We start from the raw sequence: 13,293 nt of genomic DNA, 5'->3' as shown, positions 1-13,293 counted from the left end.
GAGGGGACCGGTGTTGGGGTCAGACCGAAATTGCGGCCAGGGCGGAAGCCGTTTCCTTGGCGGGGAAGGACGGCGGGTTCACGCCGGCCATTTCCTCCATAACGCGGACCACCTGGCAGCTGTAACCGAACTCGTTGTCGTACCAGACGTAAAGCACCAGGTTCTTCTCGTTGGAAATCGTGGCGAGGCCGTCAACGATTCCCGCACGGCGGGAGCCAACGAAGTCCGTGGAGACCACCTCGGGTGAGTCGATGTAGTCGATCTGCTTACGCAGGTCCGAGTGCAGCGACATTTCCCGCAGGTACTCGTTGACCTCGTCCTTGGTGGTCCCGTTTTCCAGGCTCAGGTTCAGGATGGCCAGCGAAACGTCCGGGGTGGGGACGCGGATGGAGCTGCCGGTGAGCTTGCCCAGCAGTTCCGGCAGGGCCTTTGCCACGGCCTTGGCGGCACCGGTCTCGGTGATCACCATGTTGAGCGCTGCCGAGCGGCCGCGGCGGTCGCCCTTGTGGAAGTTGTCAATCAGGTTCTGGTCGTTCGTGAAGGAGTGGACCGTCTCGACGTGGCCGTGGACTACGCCGAACTTATCGTTGATGGCCTTCAGGACCGGGGTGATGGCGTTGGTGGTGCAGGATGCTGCGGACACGATCTGGTCGGTGTCCTCAATGGTGCGGTGGTTGATGCCGTGGACGATGTTCTTCAGTTCGCCCTTGCCCGGCGCGGTCAGGAGCACCCGTGCCACGCCCTTGCTCTGCAGGTGCTGGGACAGGCCTTCCGCGTCGCGCCAGCGGCCGGTGTTGTCCACCACCAGGGCGTTGTTGATGCCATAGGCGGTGTAATCGATGGTGGCGGGGTTGTCCGAGTAGATGACCTGCACCTGGACACCGTTGGCGGTGATGGTGTTGGCAGCCTCATCGACGCGGATGGTGCCTTCAAACGAACCGTGCACGGAGTCACGGCGCAACAGGCTTGCGCGCTTGGACAGATCATTGTCCGAGCCCCGGCGCACCACGATGGCACGCAGCCGCAGGCCGTGGCCGCCGCCGGCCTTTTCAATCAGGAGGCGGGCCAGGAGCCGGCCGATGCGGCCAAAGCCGTACAGCACGACGTCGGTGCTGGTCCGGTCGTCGCCGCCGTGCTTGCCCACCACGTCTGCCAGTTCGGCGCGGAGGAATTCCTCCAGGGTGGCGTCGCCGCCCTCTTCCTTGAACTTCTGGTTCAGCCGGGCGATGTCGATCGCTGCCGCGCCGAGCTCCAGGCCCGCCAGGGTGTTCAGGAGCGGAGCAGTTTCCTCCAGCAGCAGTTCGTCCTTGCTCATCCTGCGCGCAAAACGGTGCGCCTTGAGGATGTTCATGGTGGACTTATTGATCAGGCTCCGGCCATGGATGCTGGTCACCACGTTGTTTTCGCGGTACAGCCGGCCGATCACCGGAATCATGGCCTCGGCAAGGGCCTCCCGGCCCATCCACGTATCAAGACAAGAATCTGACGTCTGGCTCACAGAAATACCTTCCTCGGTTCAGCCGCGTACGTCCTCGTACACGAATGTCGGCCACCTGATGATGTCCAGGGGCACCGGCGCCTGCGGGATTTGGCCCCCAGGCGCCTGGATGTGTGCAAAAGAAAACCGCCGGTTGCGAACGCAACTCCGGCGGAAGAACTCCTGCGTCCGCTATACATTCTAAATTGGCAGACGGCCCCGGGGGATGCCCGGGCTGCGTGAAATCACTCACACAGCAGGTTCCCGTCGAACCGCCGGTATGGCCGCGTCAGTTGTGGATGGCGGAATAGAGGTTGAGGCTCGCGGAGAAAACCACCCACGAGAAGTAGGGCAGCACCAGCAGCCCGGCCCCTGTGTGAACCGGCCCGAACTCCAGGATGAGCAGCATCAAAACAGTTGCCAGGGCACAGATGACGGCGAAGGCAATCCACAGCGCAGCGGTGCCCAGAAGGGGGTACAGCGCAAAAAACGTAAACGGCCATGCCAGGTTGAGCAGCAGCTGCAAACCGTAGGTCCTTCGGGCCCGGCCAGCCAGCACGCCCTTGCGCCAGACCAACCAAGCAGCCGCGCCACTGCAGCCGTAAAGCGCGATCCACACACTCCGGAACATCCATCCTTCGGGCATCCACGGAGCTTGGGCGGACGTGGCAAACCAGCCGTTGGAATTGAGGATGATCGGGACGGAGGCAAGCATGCACACGGCGTATGAAAGGGCAAGGAAACCAACAAGGGCAGCCACTTGCCTGCCCGGAGAAGGAATCCGCCTCGCGGCGTTTCCCGGGGCAGGTTGTCCATCAGTATCATCGGGCACGGTCCAGCATCCCCAACCCAGCGTCCAAGGTCAAACCGGTTAAGTGGATGGGTTGACCGATACGCCGGGTTCTGTGCTCCCGCTCCGTTGCCAGTGCGGGAGTAGCGGCCATCCATCTACGAACGCCGTTGCCGGCGCCCTCCAGCGGCCTACCCGGACACTCGGGCGGGCAGCCCTCAAACGTGTCCTGTCTGGCCTTGCTCCGGGTGGGGTTTACCTAGCCTTCCCGGTCACCCGGGAAGCTGGTGGTCTCTTACACCACCGTTTCACCCTTACCTGGTTCGTGCCGCTTTCAAAACGGCGCGATCCGGGCGGTCTGTTTTCTGTGGCACTGGCCTGCGGGTTACCCCGAGTGGGCGTTACCCACCACCCTGCCCTGCGGAGCCCGGACGTTCCTCGAGCCACTTGCGTGACGCGCGGCCGCCTGGTCAACCCATCCAGCTCCAGTCTACCGGCGCGCCCTGCGGCTTTCCCTCCGCCGGTAGGATCGGACGGTGCTGATTCTGCTTCCCCCTTCTGAAGGCAAGACGCCCGCGGTCCGTGGATCCGCCGTCGACTGGCCTTCCCTGAGTTTCCCGCAGCTGAACTCCTACCGGGCAAAGGTGCTGGACGCGCTGGGTACAGTGAGCGCACACGAGGACGCCCTCGCGTTACTGGGGGTTGGGGCATCGCTGAAGGACGACGTCGACCGGAACACCCGGCTCCATGCTGAACCTGCGGCTCCGGCGCACCAGATTTATTCAGGGGTGCTTTACGACGCCCTGGGCTACAACACGCTTACCGCCGCACAGCGACGCAAGGCGGACGGGTCGGTACTCGTCATTTCCGCACTCTGGGGTGCCATCCGTTTCGGCGACAGCGTGCCGGCCTACCGGCTGTCCATGGGAACTGCACTGCCCGACGTCGGCCGCCTCGCCTCATTCTGGAAACCGCAGCTCACCGAGGCGCTGGCGGAGTGCGTATCCGGCTCGTTGCTGGTGGATTGCCGGTCGAGCACCTACGCCGCAGCGTGGGCTCCCCCGGCTGAGCAAACCGTCACCGTCAACGTTTTTACGGAGGTTAACGGAGTCCGAAAGGTGGTCAGCCACTTCGCCAAGCACACCCGCGGTGAACTGGCGCGTCACCTCGTGTCCCGGCGGGGCAAGGCTCCGGAGACGCCGTCGCAGCTCCTCAAGGCCAGCCGTGAAAAGTGGGAGGCCGAGCTGGTGGAGGGTTCAGCGCGGAAACCGCACGCGCTGAACATCATCCTGCCGGGCTAATTTCCCCGCCCCTCCCCCAACTGACTGGCAGTAAGTGTCGCTTTTAACCCTTCAAAACGACACTTACTGCTAGCTACTTGGGTCAGGCCCACTCTTCGGAACGGACCAGGATGGCGCCGGAGTCAGGGCAGAAGACGATGTCGTCGGCGGGAGCTGCTTTGATCTCGGCGAGGTCGCCGGGGCTCAGCTTCATTCCCGAGGCTTCGGACGTGCCGTGGAACAGTCGGGCCGCACCCACCCCGCGCTTGGAAAGGGTCTTTTCGTACACGGCCAGCATCCCGGCGTCGAGCGCGGCAGCGAACTCGGCGCGCTGGGTTCGGAGTCCCCCGGCTTCGGCCTCAACTTCGGCCAGGGCTGCATCCAGCTCGGCGCGGATGCTGCCAAAGGATCCCTGGATGTCGTCCACGATTGCCTGCTGTTTTGCCTGCGTTGCCCGGAGCGAGTCGAGCCGCTCCAGAACCTCGAGCTCGACGTCCTCCAGGTCCGAGCGCCGCTTGTTCAGGGAAGCGATGTCCTTCTGCAATGCAACGAGGTCCTTGGACAGACCCGTCCCGCTGTTGAGCTTTGCCTCATCCCGTTCAATGCGCGATGCCACCTGCTCCACGTCCGCCTCGGCACGCTTCAACTCGGCCTCGGCATCGTGCACCGCCACCTTCGCGGAACCAAGCTCACCGTTCGCGACAGACAGGGCCGCTTCGAGGTCCTTGATCCGGGGATCGTTCTCCAGCGAGCGGCGGCGGTTGGCGAGGGACCTCAGCCGGGCGTCAAGCCCCTGCAGGTCAAGCAACTTCAACTGTTCCGCCGGTGCTGCCTTCGCCACTGTTACCTCCGCTTGATCCCTTCCGGCCGGGGCCGGGCACCTGGACGGCGCTTCCTCGACTCTAGCGCCTGGCCTGCTCCCCTGCCTCGCACGCCCGCCCGGGGCGCCCCGCACGCCAGGCTTAGCCCGGAGTCAGGATAAAATCCCAGGGGTCGCTGTTGGTGGTGCTGACCCGGATTTCGACGTCGTGGCCTTGGTCGGCCAGGACGTTGCCCAGTGCTGCGGCAGCTGCCGGCAGCCACAGCCACTCGCTGGCGAAGTGCGATACGTCCACCAGGTAGGGCCGGCCGTTCAGGGACGCTTCCCTCGCCTCGGATGCCGGGTGGTGGCGCAGGTCGGCAGTGACGTAGACGTCCGCGTTGCTGGCACGCACCTCGTTGAACAGCGAATCCCCGGCACCGCCGCAGACGGCAATTCTGCGCACCAGCCCGTCCTTGTCCCCGGAGACCCGCACTCCCCCCGCCACGGAGGGCAGGATGCCGAAGACACGCGCTGCGAAATCCCCCAGGGTCATGGCATCTGCCAGGTCACCTACGCGCCCGATCCCCTCCTCAGGGAGCCCGTTGGCGGCCACCGTGAGCGGGGCGGCGTCCTGCAGGCCCAAGGCGTCGGCGAGTACGTCGGATACACCCCCGACGGCGGAATCACCGTTGGTATGAACGGTCAAGAGGGCGGTGCCCGACTCAATCAGCCGATGGACGGCCCTGCCCTTGGGGGTGGTGGCCGCGACCGTGGTGACACCCTTCAGGAGCAGCGGATGATGGGTGATCAGGAGCTCCGCCCCCCACTCCACCGCCTCCTCGATGACCTCGAGGGTGGGATCCACGGCAAACAACACACGGGTCACCGGAGCGGTGGGGTGCCCTGCCACCAGTCCGACCTCGTCCCAGTTCTCGGCCAGGGACTCAGGCCACAGTTCCTCAACTGCCAGGAGCAGCTCACCCAGGGTGGGAGCCTGGGGCTGGCCGTCCGCCGCCTCCCCGCCGGAGGGGGCGTCGCCGTCGTGATTCTCCTGGCCGGTAACGTCAGTGTCCACAGGTTCCATAGTCTTAGTTTTACCCCATCCACGCCGCCCGGACCCTACGTTTGAAGCGGCGCCGCGAACCGGCCGGGGAATCATCCCGCGCCGCGAACCATTGAAGAGGTCATGAAAACTTTTGTTTTAGGCGGAGGCTGCTTCTGGTGCCTTGACGCTGTCTACCAGAAAACCAAGGGCGTCACCGCAGTGGTATCCGGCTACACCGGGGGCCACGATCCCCACCCGGACTACTACTCGGTCTGCAACGGCACCACCGGCCATGCCGAGGTGGTGGCGGTGACGTTCGACGAGGACGTGATCCCGGCGGAAGTCATCCTGGACATGTTCTTCGCCCTGCACGATCCCACAACGCTTAACCGGCAGGGCTACGACGTCGGCACGCAGTACCGCTCGTCCATGTTCTATGAGACGACCGAAGAGAAGATCCTGTTTGAGGAAGCCATCGACCGGAACCAGGCTCTGTGGGCGAATCCCATCGTTACCGAGGTCAGCCGGCTCCCCCGGTTCTACGTCGCGGAGGAATTCCACCAGGACTACTATGCGAAGCATCCCGAGCAGGGGTACTGCCAGGTGATCATCAACCCCAAGCTCGCCAAGGCCAGGAAATATTACTCTGCGTGGCTTAACGCTTAGCGGGTGTTACGCGGCCTCGTTAGGCTGACCTCAGTATTCACCCCTCAAAGATAGGCGTATGTACATGGCACGGATCTATGACGATGTAACCCAGCTGGTCGGCGGCACGCCGCTGGTGAAGCTCAACCGGCTCAGCGAGGGGCTGGATGCCACCGTCGCCGTCAAGCTTGAGTTCTACAACCCGGCCAACAGCGTCAAGGACCGCATCGGCGTGGCCATCGTGGACGCAGCGGAGAAGACCGGCGCCCTGAAGCCCGGCGGAACCATCGTTGAAGGCACCTCCGGCAACACCGGCATCGCCCTGGCCATGGTGGGCGCTGCCCGCGGCTACAAGGTCATCCTGACCATGCCCGAGACCATGTCCACCGAGCGCCGGGTCATGCTGCGCGCTTTCGGCGCGGAGATCGTCCTCACGCCCGGCTCGGAGGGCATGCGCGGCGCCGTCGAAAAGGCCCAGGAAATTGTGGCCAACACCGAGAACTCAATTTGGGCCCAGCAGTTCGCCAACGAGGCCAACCCGGAGGTCCACCGCAACACCACGGCCGAGGAAATCTGGGCTGACACCGACGGCGCCGTAGACATCTTTGTCGCCGGCGTCGGCACCGGCGGTACCGTCACCGGCGTCGGACAGGTTTTGAAGGAACGTAAGCCCGGCGTCCAGATCGTGGCCGTGGAGCCCAAGGACTCCGCGATCCTCAACGGCGGCGCACCCGGCCCGCACAAGATCCAGGGCATCGGCGCGAACTTCGTCCCCGAAATCCTGGATACCAACGTCTACGACGAAGTCCTGGACGCCACCCTGGAAGACTCCGTCCGTGTTGCCCGCGAGCTCGGTGTCAAGGAAGGCATCCTGGGCGGCATCTCCTCCGGCGCCATCGTCTGGGGCGCCCTGGAGCTGGCAAAGCGCCCGGAGAACGCAGGCAAGCTGATCGTTGCCGTCGTCTGCGACTTCGGCGAGCGTTACATCTCCACGGTGCTCTATGACGATATCCGCGGCTGATTAAAACCGCCATCCGCCCGTTTCCTGTAGAAAGAACTTTGTGGGCTTTATTGCAAGACTGAAAGAAGACCTCGACGCCGCCCGGTCCCACGACCCGGCGGCTCGAGGTTCTTTTGAGAACTTTTTCGCGTACTCCGGGCTGCATGCCATCTGGGTTCACCGCCTGACGCACCGCATGTGGCAGAACCCTGCCCTGCGGTTCCCTGCGCGGCTGCTTTCCCAGCTGGGCCGGTCCTGGACAGGCATCGAAATCCATCCGGGCGCCACCATCGGCCGCAGGTTTTTCATTGACCACGGCATGGGTGTGGTCATTGGTGAGACCGCCGAGATCGGCGAGGACGTGATGATCTATCACGGGGTCACGCTCGGCGGCCGCTCCCTTGCCAGAATCAAACGGCACCCCACCATCGGCGACCGCGTGACCATCGGCGCGGGTGCCAAAATCCTGGGTCCGATTACCATCGGCCGCGACAGTGCCGTGGGCGCCAACGCTGTGGTGGTCAAGGACGCGCCGCCGGAATCGATTGTTACCGGTGTTCCCGCCAAATGGCGCCACCGGGACGCACAGCGGGAAACCAAGCCCGCAGTGGACCCGGCTGAATACGACATTGAATACCGGATCTGACCCTCTAAGGGGTACAAACCATAAGCGGAAGGCCGGCAGTTCCAACTGGAACTGCCGGCCTTCCGCTTACCTGATGGTGGCTGCTAGTGGGTGTCAACTGCCTCGATCTCGGACTTGTCCTCGCCCCAAAGGGTGTGGAAGGTGCCCTCGGCGTCGACGCGGCCGTAGGTGTGGGCGCCGAAGAGGTCGCGCTGGCCCTGGATCAGGGCAGCAGCGACGCGCTTGCGGCGCAGGCCATCGTAGTAGGCCAGCGAGGAGGAAAACACGGGCACCGGGATACCCAGCTGGACAGCTGTCGCAACCACGCGGCGCCAGGCGGGAACGGCCTCCCCGATGGCCTTGGTGAAGGCCGGGGCGAACAGCAGGTTGGCGGGCTTCTCATCCGCGGCGTAGGCCTTGGTGATGTCCTTGAGCAGCTCGGCCCGGATGATGCAGCCGGCGCGCCACAGGGAAGCGATCTCGTCCAGCTTCAGGTCCCAGCCGTATTCCTTGGCTGCGGACGTGAGCATGTCCAGGCCCTGGGCGTAGGAGACCAGCTTGGAGGCGTACAGTGCCTGCCGGACGTCCTCGACGAAGGTCTCCGGGATTTCCACCGAAGCCTCGTTGCCGGCCAGGAGCTCCTGGCCGAGCTTGCGCTGGCCCGCCTGCGAGGAAAGAGCCCGTGCGAACACGGATTCTGCGATGCCGGAGACCGGGGAGCCCAGTTCCAGTGCGGAGATGACCGTCCAGCGGCCGGTGCCCTTCTGGCCGGCAGCGTCCACCACGACGTCCACGAACGGCTTGCCGGTCTTGGCGTCCACGTGGCCGAGGACTTCTGCGGAGATTTCGATCAGGAAGGAGGAGAGCTCGCCCTTGTTCCACTCGGAAAAGATCTTGGACTGCTCTGCCGGCTCGATGCCTGCACCGGAGCGCAGCAGGTCGAACGCCTCGCCGATAACCTGCATGTCGGCGTATTCAATGCCGTTGTGGACCATCTTGACGAAGTGGCCGGCGCCGTCGGTTCCCACCCAGGCGCAGCACGGTTCGCCGTCTACCTTGGCGGAGATCTTTTCCAGCAGCGGGCCGAGGGCCTCGTAGGACTCCTTGGAACCGCCGGGCATGATGGAGGGGCCGTTCAGGGCGCCTTCTTCACCGCCGGAGACGCCGACGCCCACGAAGTGCAGGTCTTTCTTGGCCAGTGCGGCTTCGCGGCGGCGGGTGTCCTCGTAGTGTGAGTTGCCGGCGTCGATGATGATGTCGCCGGCTTCCAGCAGCGGTTCCAGCTGCTCGATGACGGAGTCAACGGGCTTGCCGGCCTTCACCATGATGAGGACGCGGCGGGGCTTTTCCAGGGAGTCCACCAGTTCCTGGAGGGTTTCGGTCCGGATGAAATCACCGTCCGTGCCGTGCTTTTCGAGCAGGGCGTCGGTCTTCTCCACCGACCTGTTGTGCAGTGCGACCGTGAAGCCGTTCCGCGCGAGGTTGCGGGCCAGGTTGGCACCCATGACCGCGAGGCCGGTGACACCGATGTGTGCAGACATCAAAACTCCAATTCATACTGTGCGTTGGATGTGCAGTGGCTCCCTTTGCGCGGAAGCACGGTTGCAGACCGAGGGTCCGAATAAAGCATATATATTCGACGGGTCACGGGAAAGTAACGCCCACCTATTGGAACCTTTTGTGTCGCCGCCCGTCCAGGACGAAAGACCGGCGAAGCAAGGGCTCGCACTAGGCTTAGCTGCATGACCACCAGCCTGCACCACCGTGCCATAGAGAACCTCGGCACCCGCATTGTTGCAGGCAACCTCCCTGCCGGCCACGTGATGCTGGCGGAGCAGCTGGAGGATGAGCTGAAGGTGTCCCGGTCTGTCATCCGCGAGGCAGTCCGCGTGCTGCAGTCCCTCGGACTGGTGGAAACCACCAAGCGGGTGGGCATCAGGGTCCTGCCGCCCAGCCGCTGGAACCCCTTCGACCCGCAGGTCATCAGGTGGCGCCTGGCCAGCGACGCGCGTGGCGCCCAGCTGCGCTCACTCGCGGAGCTGCGTGCCGCCGTCGAGCCCGCAGCTGCGGAACTCGCCGCCGAGAACGCCCCGGTGCCGCTGCGCCTGGAACTAGTGGACGTGGCCTACGCAATGCGCGACGCCGGACACAACGGCGAGGTGCCCCGCTTCCTTGAGTTGGACATCCAGTTCCATTCCCTGTTGCTCTCCGGTTCGGGCAACGAGATGTTCGCCAACCTGATGGGGCAGGTGGCCGAGACACTTACTGGACGCACTGTCCACGGCCTGATGCCGGACCACCCGCACGAGGCCGCCCTGCAGTGGCACGTCGACGTTGCGGAGGCAATTGCCAGGGGTGACGCCCCCGCGGCGCGTCATGCCTCGGACCGGATCATGCGCCGGACCATGTCCCAGATGTCCGATACCTGGACGGAGCAGCCGCGCGTTTTTATTCCGGTGCGCCACTGAATTGAACGCCCCGCCAGGAGGTGCCGCCGGCCGGACCCTTTTCGATTGAGTCACCGTAGGCCTCCGCGCACAGCATCGACACGCGACGGGGACAACTTTCTTGTTTCCGGCAGTTCACGGTATATTCATTTCAGGCCCTCCACCGCGACATCCCCCAATAGTCGCGGTGGAGGGTTTTCCAATGCCCGGATCCCCCTCGGACGCCCTGTCAGGCAGCGTCCGCGACTGCTTCGCGCAGGCGCCACCCGCCGCCCAAACCGTCCCTTTCCAGCAGCATGGTGGTCAGCGCGGAGCCGCTATTGCCACCGAGCCTCACTTGCACCTGCAGGACTTCGACGTCCACCCTGCTGTGGCCCTTCGGCATCCTCCGGTTGACTTCCCACCAGTTGACCCGCTCAAACCAGCGGACGGGCTCGGCCCCTACCGTCCATTCCCTGCCGTTGCTCACTACCGCCGACGGCATGCCATTGCTCCCCGTCCGCACCATCACGTGTTCCATGCCTGCAAACTACGGCAGGGCACCGACATTTCGGCCGGCGAATACCGGGCAACGCAAAAACCCTGCCGCTTCCGCCTTCAGGCGGAAACAACAGGGTTTCCTTGTGGGTCCTACCGGGATCGAACCGATGACATCCACGGTGTAAACGTGGCGCTCTACCAGCTGAGCTAAAGACCCTAAACGGCTGAATCCGGCGCTTGAGCGCCGCAACCAACGAACATAGACTCTACCGGACGCAGGCCGGGAAACGCGAATCGGCGGTGCCAGCGTGCCTTGCAGCGTCCTGTCAAAGGGGTGGGAGCTCCGCGGCAAGCCAGCTCAGTGCTTCACTGACGCCCGCTTCGAGCTTTATCGTCGCTTTGTCATCGCCGCGCGTCTGCCCCCGGTTGATGATGATCACCGGTTTCCCGTCCCTGGCAGCGTGCCTGACGAAACGCAGGCCGCTCATCACTGTCAGGGACGATCCCGCCACAACCAGCGCCCCGGCGTCGTCAACCATCCCGTACGCGCGTTCCACCCGCTCTTTGGGCACGTTCTCACCGAAATACACGAAGTCGGGCTTCAACGTTCCGCCGCACGCAGGGCAGACAGCGACCACAAAGCTGCTGATCAGCGCCTGGTCTTCAACTGTGGCATCCGCATCCGGCGCCATTTCCACCAGGCCCGTTTCCGCTGCCCGGGGCAGGAAGTCCGGGTTCAGCTCCTCCAGCACCCCCGCCAGCAGGCGCCTGGAATAAGTTCGGCGGCAGTCCAGGCACACCACCTGGTCATACCTGCCGTGCAGGTCAACAACGTTGACGCTCCCGGCATCCTCGTGCAGGCGGTCAACGTTCTGGGTGATCAAGCCGGTGAGATAACCCCGCCGCTCAAGTTCCGCGGAAGCGTGATGGCCCTGGTTGGGATCTGCATGGCGGAGGTGGGACCAGCCGATGTGGTTCCGGGCCCAATAGCGCTGCCTGTTGGCGGCGTCCTTGATGAACTCCTGGTACGTCATGGGAGTACGCGGAGGCGACCCGGGTCCGCGGTAGTCCGGGATACCCGAATCAGTACTCAGCCCAGCGCCCGTCAGCAGGGCGAAGCGGTTGCCGGCGAGGACGCCCCGAATCCGGAGCAGGACCTCAAGCTCGTCCGGGGAAGGCCGCGCTGCGGCCACCGGCGGCATGCTGGCGAAGCCTGTGAGGCCGACACCCGCCCGCCGCTGTTCCATGGGCGGTCAGGCCTGCCCGAGGCCGGCCAAAGCCGCGCGGTATTCCTGAAGGTCCCGGGCCTGGCCGCGCGGGTTCACCACTGAATACCGGACAGTTCCGGCGGCATCGATGATGAATGTGCCACGCTTTGCCATCCCACTGTCCGCATCGAAGACGCCGTAGGCGGCAGCTACGGCACCGTGTGGCCAGAAGTCTGCCAGCAGGTCAAAGCCGTACCCTTCCTGGGCGCCGTACGCACGCAGGCTGAACTTGCTGTCAACAGACACAGCCAAAACCGTGGCATTGGCGTCCTCGAACATGGCCAGGTTGTCCCGAATCTCGCACAGCTCCCCGGTGCAGATGCCGGAGAAAGCGAACGGATAGAAGACCAAAACCACATTCTGGCCGCGGAAGGATGACAGCCGGACCGGTTCGCCGAACTGGTTGGCGAGTTCAAAGTCAGGTGCCGGCCCGCCGACGGCGGGCACAGCTTGAGTGGCAGCGGCAAGCGCTGCCGTCACTTGTTTTTCCTGCTCACCAGACGGGCTGCGCTCCAGTCCTTGGAAACGCCTGCCGAGGTTGTTACGTGCAGGCCGGCCGTCGGTGCGGCCTCCTGGATGTCAGCCGGTGAGACGTACCCGGTCCTTCCGGACTTCGGAGTCAGGACCCAGACAACACCGGTTTCGCTGAGCGTGGTCAGCGAATCCATCAGGCTGTCCACCAAGTCACCGTCGCCGTTTCGCCACCAGAGGATAACGGCGTCCGCCACCTCATGGTCGTCCTCATCCAGCAGCTCTGAACCCGTGAAGTCTTCAATGTCGTCACGCAAGTCGAAATCGACGTCGTCGTCGTAACCGAACTCCTGAATCAGATCCCCGTTCTTGAAACCCAATTTTTCCGCCACATTTACCGAAGTGGCGGCGTCGGCCTCGCTCACGTGTTCCTCCAATGCCTCGTACATGCAGTGCGCATAGTGATTTCCATTACTCCCAAGCCAACACCCTTTGTGCCTGCGCTTCAAGCTGACGCCCCCGGGATGGCGCATATTCTGCGTCACACCTGATGAGGCGAGCCCGCCGCGCAGCGGCTTTTCGTCACACAACCAGTATGACGGCGAAATACAGCAGAGCCGCCAAAGCCGCGGCTACGCATCGCGCTGACGTGAGAGTTAGAGTGGCAGGTGACAACTATGCCTGCGGGGCAACAACCCTGTAACTCCAATGCAGATGTAGGAATGCTAGGACCCTGCCCGGCACACATGACCGGGCTGTTGTAACCGATACGTCGCACACGGCGTATATACGCCGGGCGGTCACCCTGCCCGGCCTGAGTGCGCCATCAAATGCGCGCAAAGAGAGGTTGGACGTGGCTGCAGGAGAAGATACCTCCCATATCCTCAGCGGGTTGACTAACCAGCTGCCTGATCGTGATCCGGAAGAGACCGCCGAGTGGGTTGAGTCCCTGGATTCGTTGAT

The 13,293-nt window shown here is 64.0% G+C and carries 14 protein-coding genes, 1 tRNA gene and 1 other RNA gene; 5 read left to right on the top strand and 11 right to left on the bottom strand.

Features of this window, described 5'->3' with window-relative positions; translation table 11 throughout:
• Positions 1 to 19 precede the first annotated feature (19 nt).
• The 3 genes from AC50X7_RS00080 to rnpB form a co-directional block, all read right to left on the bottom strand.
• The gene (locus tag AC50X7_RS00080) at positions 20 to 1,498 is read right to left on the bottom strand and encodes a glyceraldehyde-3-phosphate dehydrogenase (protein WP_307094797.1); all 1,479 of its coding nucleotides are present in this window, start codon (positions 1,496 to 1,498) and stop codon (positions 20 to 22) included.
• 268 nt (positions 1,499 to 1,766) lie between these two features.
• Positions 1,767 to 2,237 (bottom strand): TspO/MBR family protein, encoded by a 471-nt coding sequence (locus AC50X7_RS00075; RefSeq protein ID WP_494977224.1) that lies wholly within the window; start codon positions 2,235 to 2,237, stop codon positions 1,767 to 1,769.
• Between the two features lie 116 nt (positions 2,238 to 2,353).
• An RNA gene (rnpB, locus tag AC50X7_RS00070) (RNase P RNA component class A) lies at positions 2,354 to 2,745 on the bottom strand.
• 58 nt (positions 2,746 to 2,803) lie between these two features.
• On the opposite strand from rnpB, the gene AC50X7_RS00065 reads away from it, so the two are divergent.
• Positions 2,804 to 3,568: a YaaA family protein gene (locus AC50X7_RS00065; protein ID WP_494977223.1), complete on the top strand. Its 765-nt coding sequence runs from the start codon at positions 2,804 to 2,806 to the stop codon at positions 3,566 to 3,568.
• 82 nt (positions 3,569 to 3,650) lie between these two features.
• Here the strand turns inward: AC50X7_RS00065 and AC50X7_RS00060 are convergent, their stop codons facing one another.
• Both AC50X7_RS00060 and AC50X7_RS00055 read right to left on the bottom strand, forming a co-directional pair.
• The gene (locus AC50X7_RS00060; RefSeq protein WP_494977222.1) at positions 3,651 to 4,388 is read right to left on the bottom strand and encodes a zinc ribbon domain-containing protein; all 738 of its coding nucleotides are present in this window, start codon (positions 4,386 to 4,388) and stop codon (positions 3,651 to 3,653) included.
• A gap of 121 nt (positions 4,389 to 4,509) precedes the next feature.
• On the bottom strand, positions 4,510 to 5,433 hold the full coding sequence (locus AC50X7_RS00055; protein WP_494977221.1) for a Nif3-like dinuclear metal center hexameric protein: 924 nt from the start codon (positions 5,431 to 5,433) through the stop codon (positions 4,510 to 4,512).
• Between the two features lie 102 nt (positions 5,434 to 5,535).
• Between AC50X7_RS00055 and msrA the strand changes: the two genes are divergently transcribed.
• The 3 genes from msrA to epsC all read left to right on the top strand — a co-directional run bounded on the left by msrA (position 5,536) and on the right by epsC (position 7,685).
• Positions 5,536 to 6,060 carry a peptide-methionine (S)-S-oxide reductase MsrA gene (gene msrA / locus AC50X7_RS00050; protein WP_494977220.1) on the top strand — a complete coding sequence of 175 codons (525 nt, stop codon included), beginning with the start codon at positions 5,536 to 5,538 and terminating at the stop codon, positions 6,058 to 6,060.
• Between the two features lie 64 nt (positions 6,061 to 6,124).
• Entirely contained in the window at positions 6,125 to 7,060 is a 936-nt protein-coding gene (cysK, locus tag AC50X7_RS00045) for a cysteine synthase A (protein WP_494977219.1), read from the top strand.
• 40 nt (positions 7,061 to 7,100) lie between these two features.
• Positions 7,101 to 7,685, top strand: a complete 585-nt coding sequence (gene epsC / locus AC50X7_RS00040) for a serine O-acetyltransferase EpsC (RefSeq protein ID WP_307094790.1) — start codon at positions 7,101 to 7,103, stop codon at positions 7,683 to 7,685.
• A gap of 83 nt (positions 7,686 to 7,768) precedes the next feature.
• Here epsC and gnd read toward each other — a convergent pair whose 3' ends face one another.
• Positions 7,769 to 9,205, bottom strand: a complete 1,437-nt coding sequence (gene gnd, locus AC50X7_RS00035; protein ID WP_494977218.1) for an NADP-dependent phosphogluconate dehydrogenase — start codon at positions 9,203 to 9,205, stop codon at positions 7,769 to 7,771.
• Positions 9,206 to 9,406: 201 nt separating this feature from the next.
• On the opposite strand from gnd, the gene AC50X7_RS00030 reads away from it, so the two are divergent.
• Positions 9,407 to 10,132 (top strand): FadR/GntR family transcriptional regulator, encoded by a 726-nt coding sequence (locus AC50X7_RS00030; RefSeq protein ID WP_307094788.1) that lies wholly within the window; start codon positions 9,407 to 9,409, stop codon positions 10,130 to 10,132.
• Between the two features lie 208 nt (positions 10,133 to 10,340).
• Here the strand turns inward: AC50X7_RS00030 and AC50X7_RS00025 are convergent, their stop codons facing one another.
• The 5 genes from AC50X7_RS00025 to AC50X7_RS00005 form a co-directional block, all read right to left on the bottom strand.
• The gene (locus AC50X7_RS00025) at positions 10,341 to 10,631 is read right to left on the bottom strand and encodes a hypothetical protein (RefSeq protein WP_494977217.1); all 291 of its coding nucleotides are present in this window, start codon (positions 10,629 to 10,631) and stop codon (positions 10,341 to 10,343) included.
• Positions 10,632 to 10,735: 104 nt separating this feature from the next.
• A tRNA-Val gene (locus tag AC50X7_RS00020) sits at positions 10,736 to 10,808 on the bottom strand.
• 109 nt (positions 10,809 to 10,917) lie between these two features.
• Positions 10,918 to 11,838: an NAD-dependent protein deacetylase gene (locus tag AC50X7_RS00015; protein WP_494977216.1), complete on the bottom strand. Its 921-nt coding sequence runs from the start codon at positions 11,836 to 11,838 to the stop codon at positions 10,918 to 10,920.
• Between the two features lie 6 nt (positions 11,839 to 11,844).
• Positions 11,845 to 12,339: a peroxiredoxin gene (locus tag AC50X7_RS00010; RefSeq protein ID WP_494977215.1), complete on the bottom strand. Its 495-nt coding sequence runs from the start codon at positions 12,337 to 12,339 to the stop codon at positions 11,845 to 11,847.
• A complete protein-coding gene (locus tag AC50X7_RS00005) occupies positions 12,336 to 12,755 on the bottom strand; it encodes a DUF3052 domain-containing protein (RefSeq protein WP_494977801.1) in 420 nt (139 codons plus the stop codon). The genes AC50X7_RS00010 and AC50X7_RS00005 overlap by 4 nt, the downstream gene beginning before the upstream one ends.
• Positions 12,756 to 13,293 lie beyond the last annotated feature (538 nt).

Source organism: Pseudarthrobacter sp. Hb11 (assembly GCF_059383655.1).
The sequence above is the reverse complement of the archived record's forward strand: the minus strand, read 5'-3'. Positions and strand labels throughout refer to the sequence as shown.

Excerpts from the sequence above, each read along its gene's own strand:
- AC50X7_RS00025 (WP_494977217.1), bottom strand. The coding sequence starts at position 10,631 with ATGGAACACGTGATGGTGCGGACGGGGAGCAATGGCATGCCGTCGGCG.
- gnd (WP_494977218.1), bottom strand. The coding sequence starts at position 9,205 with ATGTCTGCACACATCGGTGTCACCGGCCTCGCGGTCATGGGTGCCAAC.
- AC50X7_RS00030 (WP_307094788.1), top strand. The coding sequence starts at position 9,407 with ATGACCACCAGCCTGCACCACCGTGCCATAGAGAACCTCGGCACCCGC.
- msrA (WP_494977220.1), top strand. The coding sequence starts at position 5,536 with ATGAAAACTTTTGTTTTAGGCGGAGGCTGCTTCTGGTGCCTTGACGCT.
- AC50X7_RS00015 (WP_494977216.1), bottom strand. The coding sequence starts at position 11,838 with ATGGAACAGCGGCGGGCGGGTGTCGGCCTCACAGGCTTCGCCAGCATG.
- cysK (WP_494977219.1), top strand. The coding sequence starts at position 6,125 with ATGGCACGGATCTATGACGATGTAACCCAGCTGGTCGGCGGCACGCCG.
- AC50X7_RS00055 (WP_494977221.1), bottom strand. The coding sequence starts at position 5,433 with ATGGAACCTGTGGACACTGACGTTACCGGCCAGGAGAATCACGACGGC.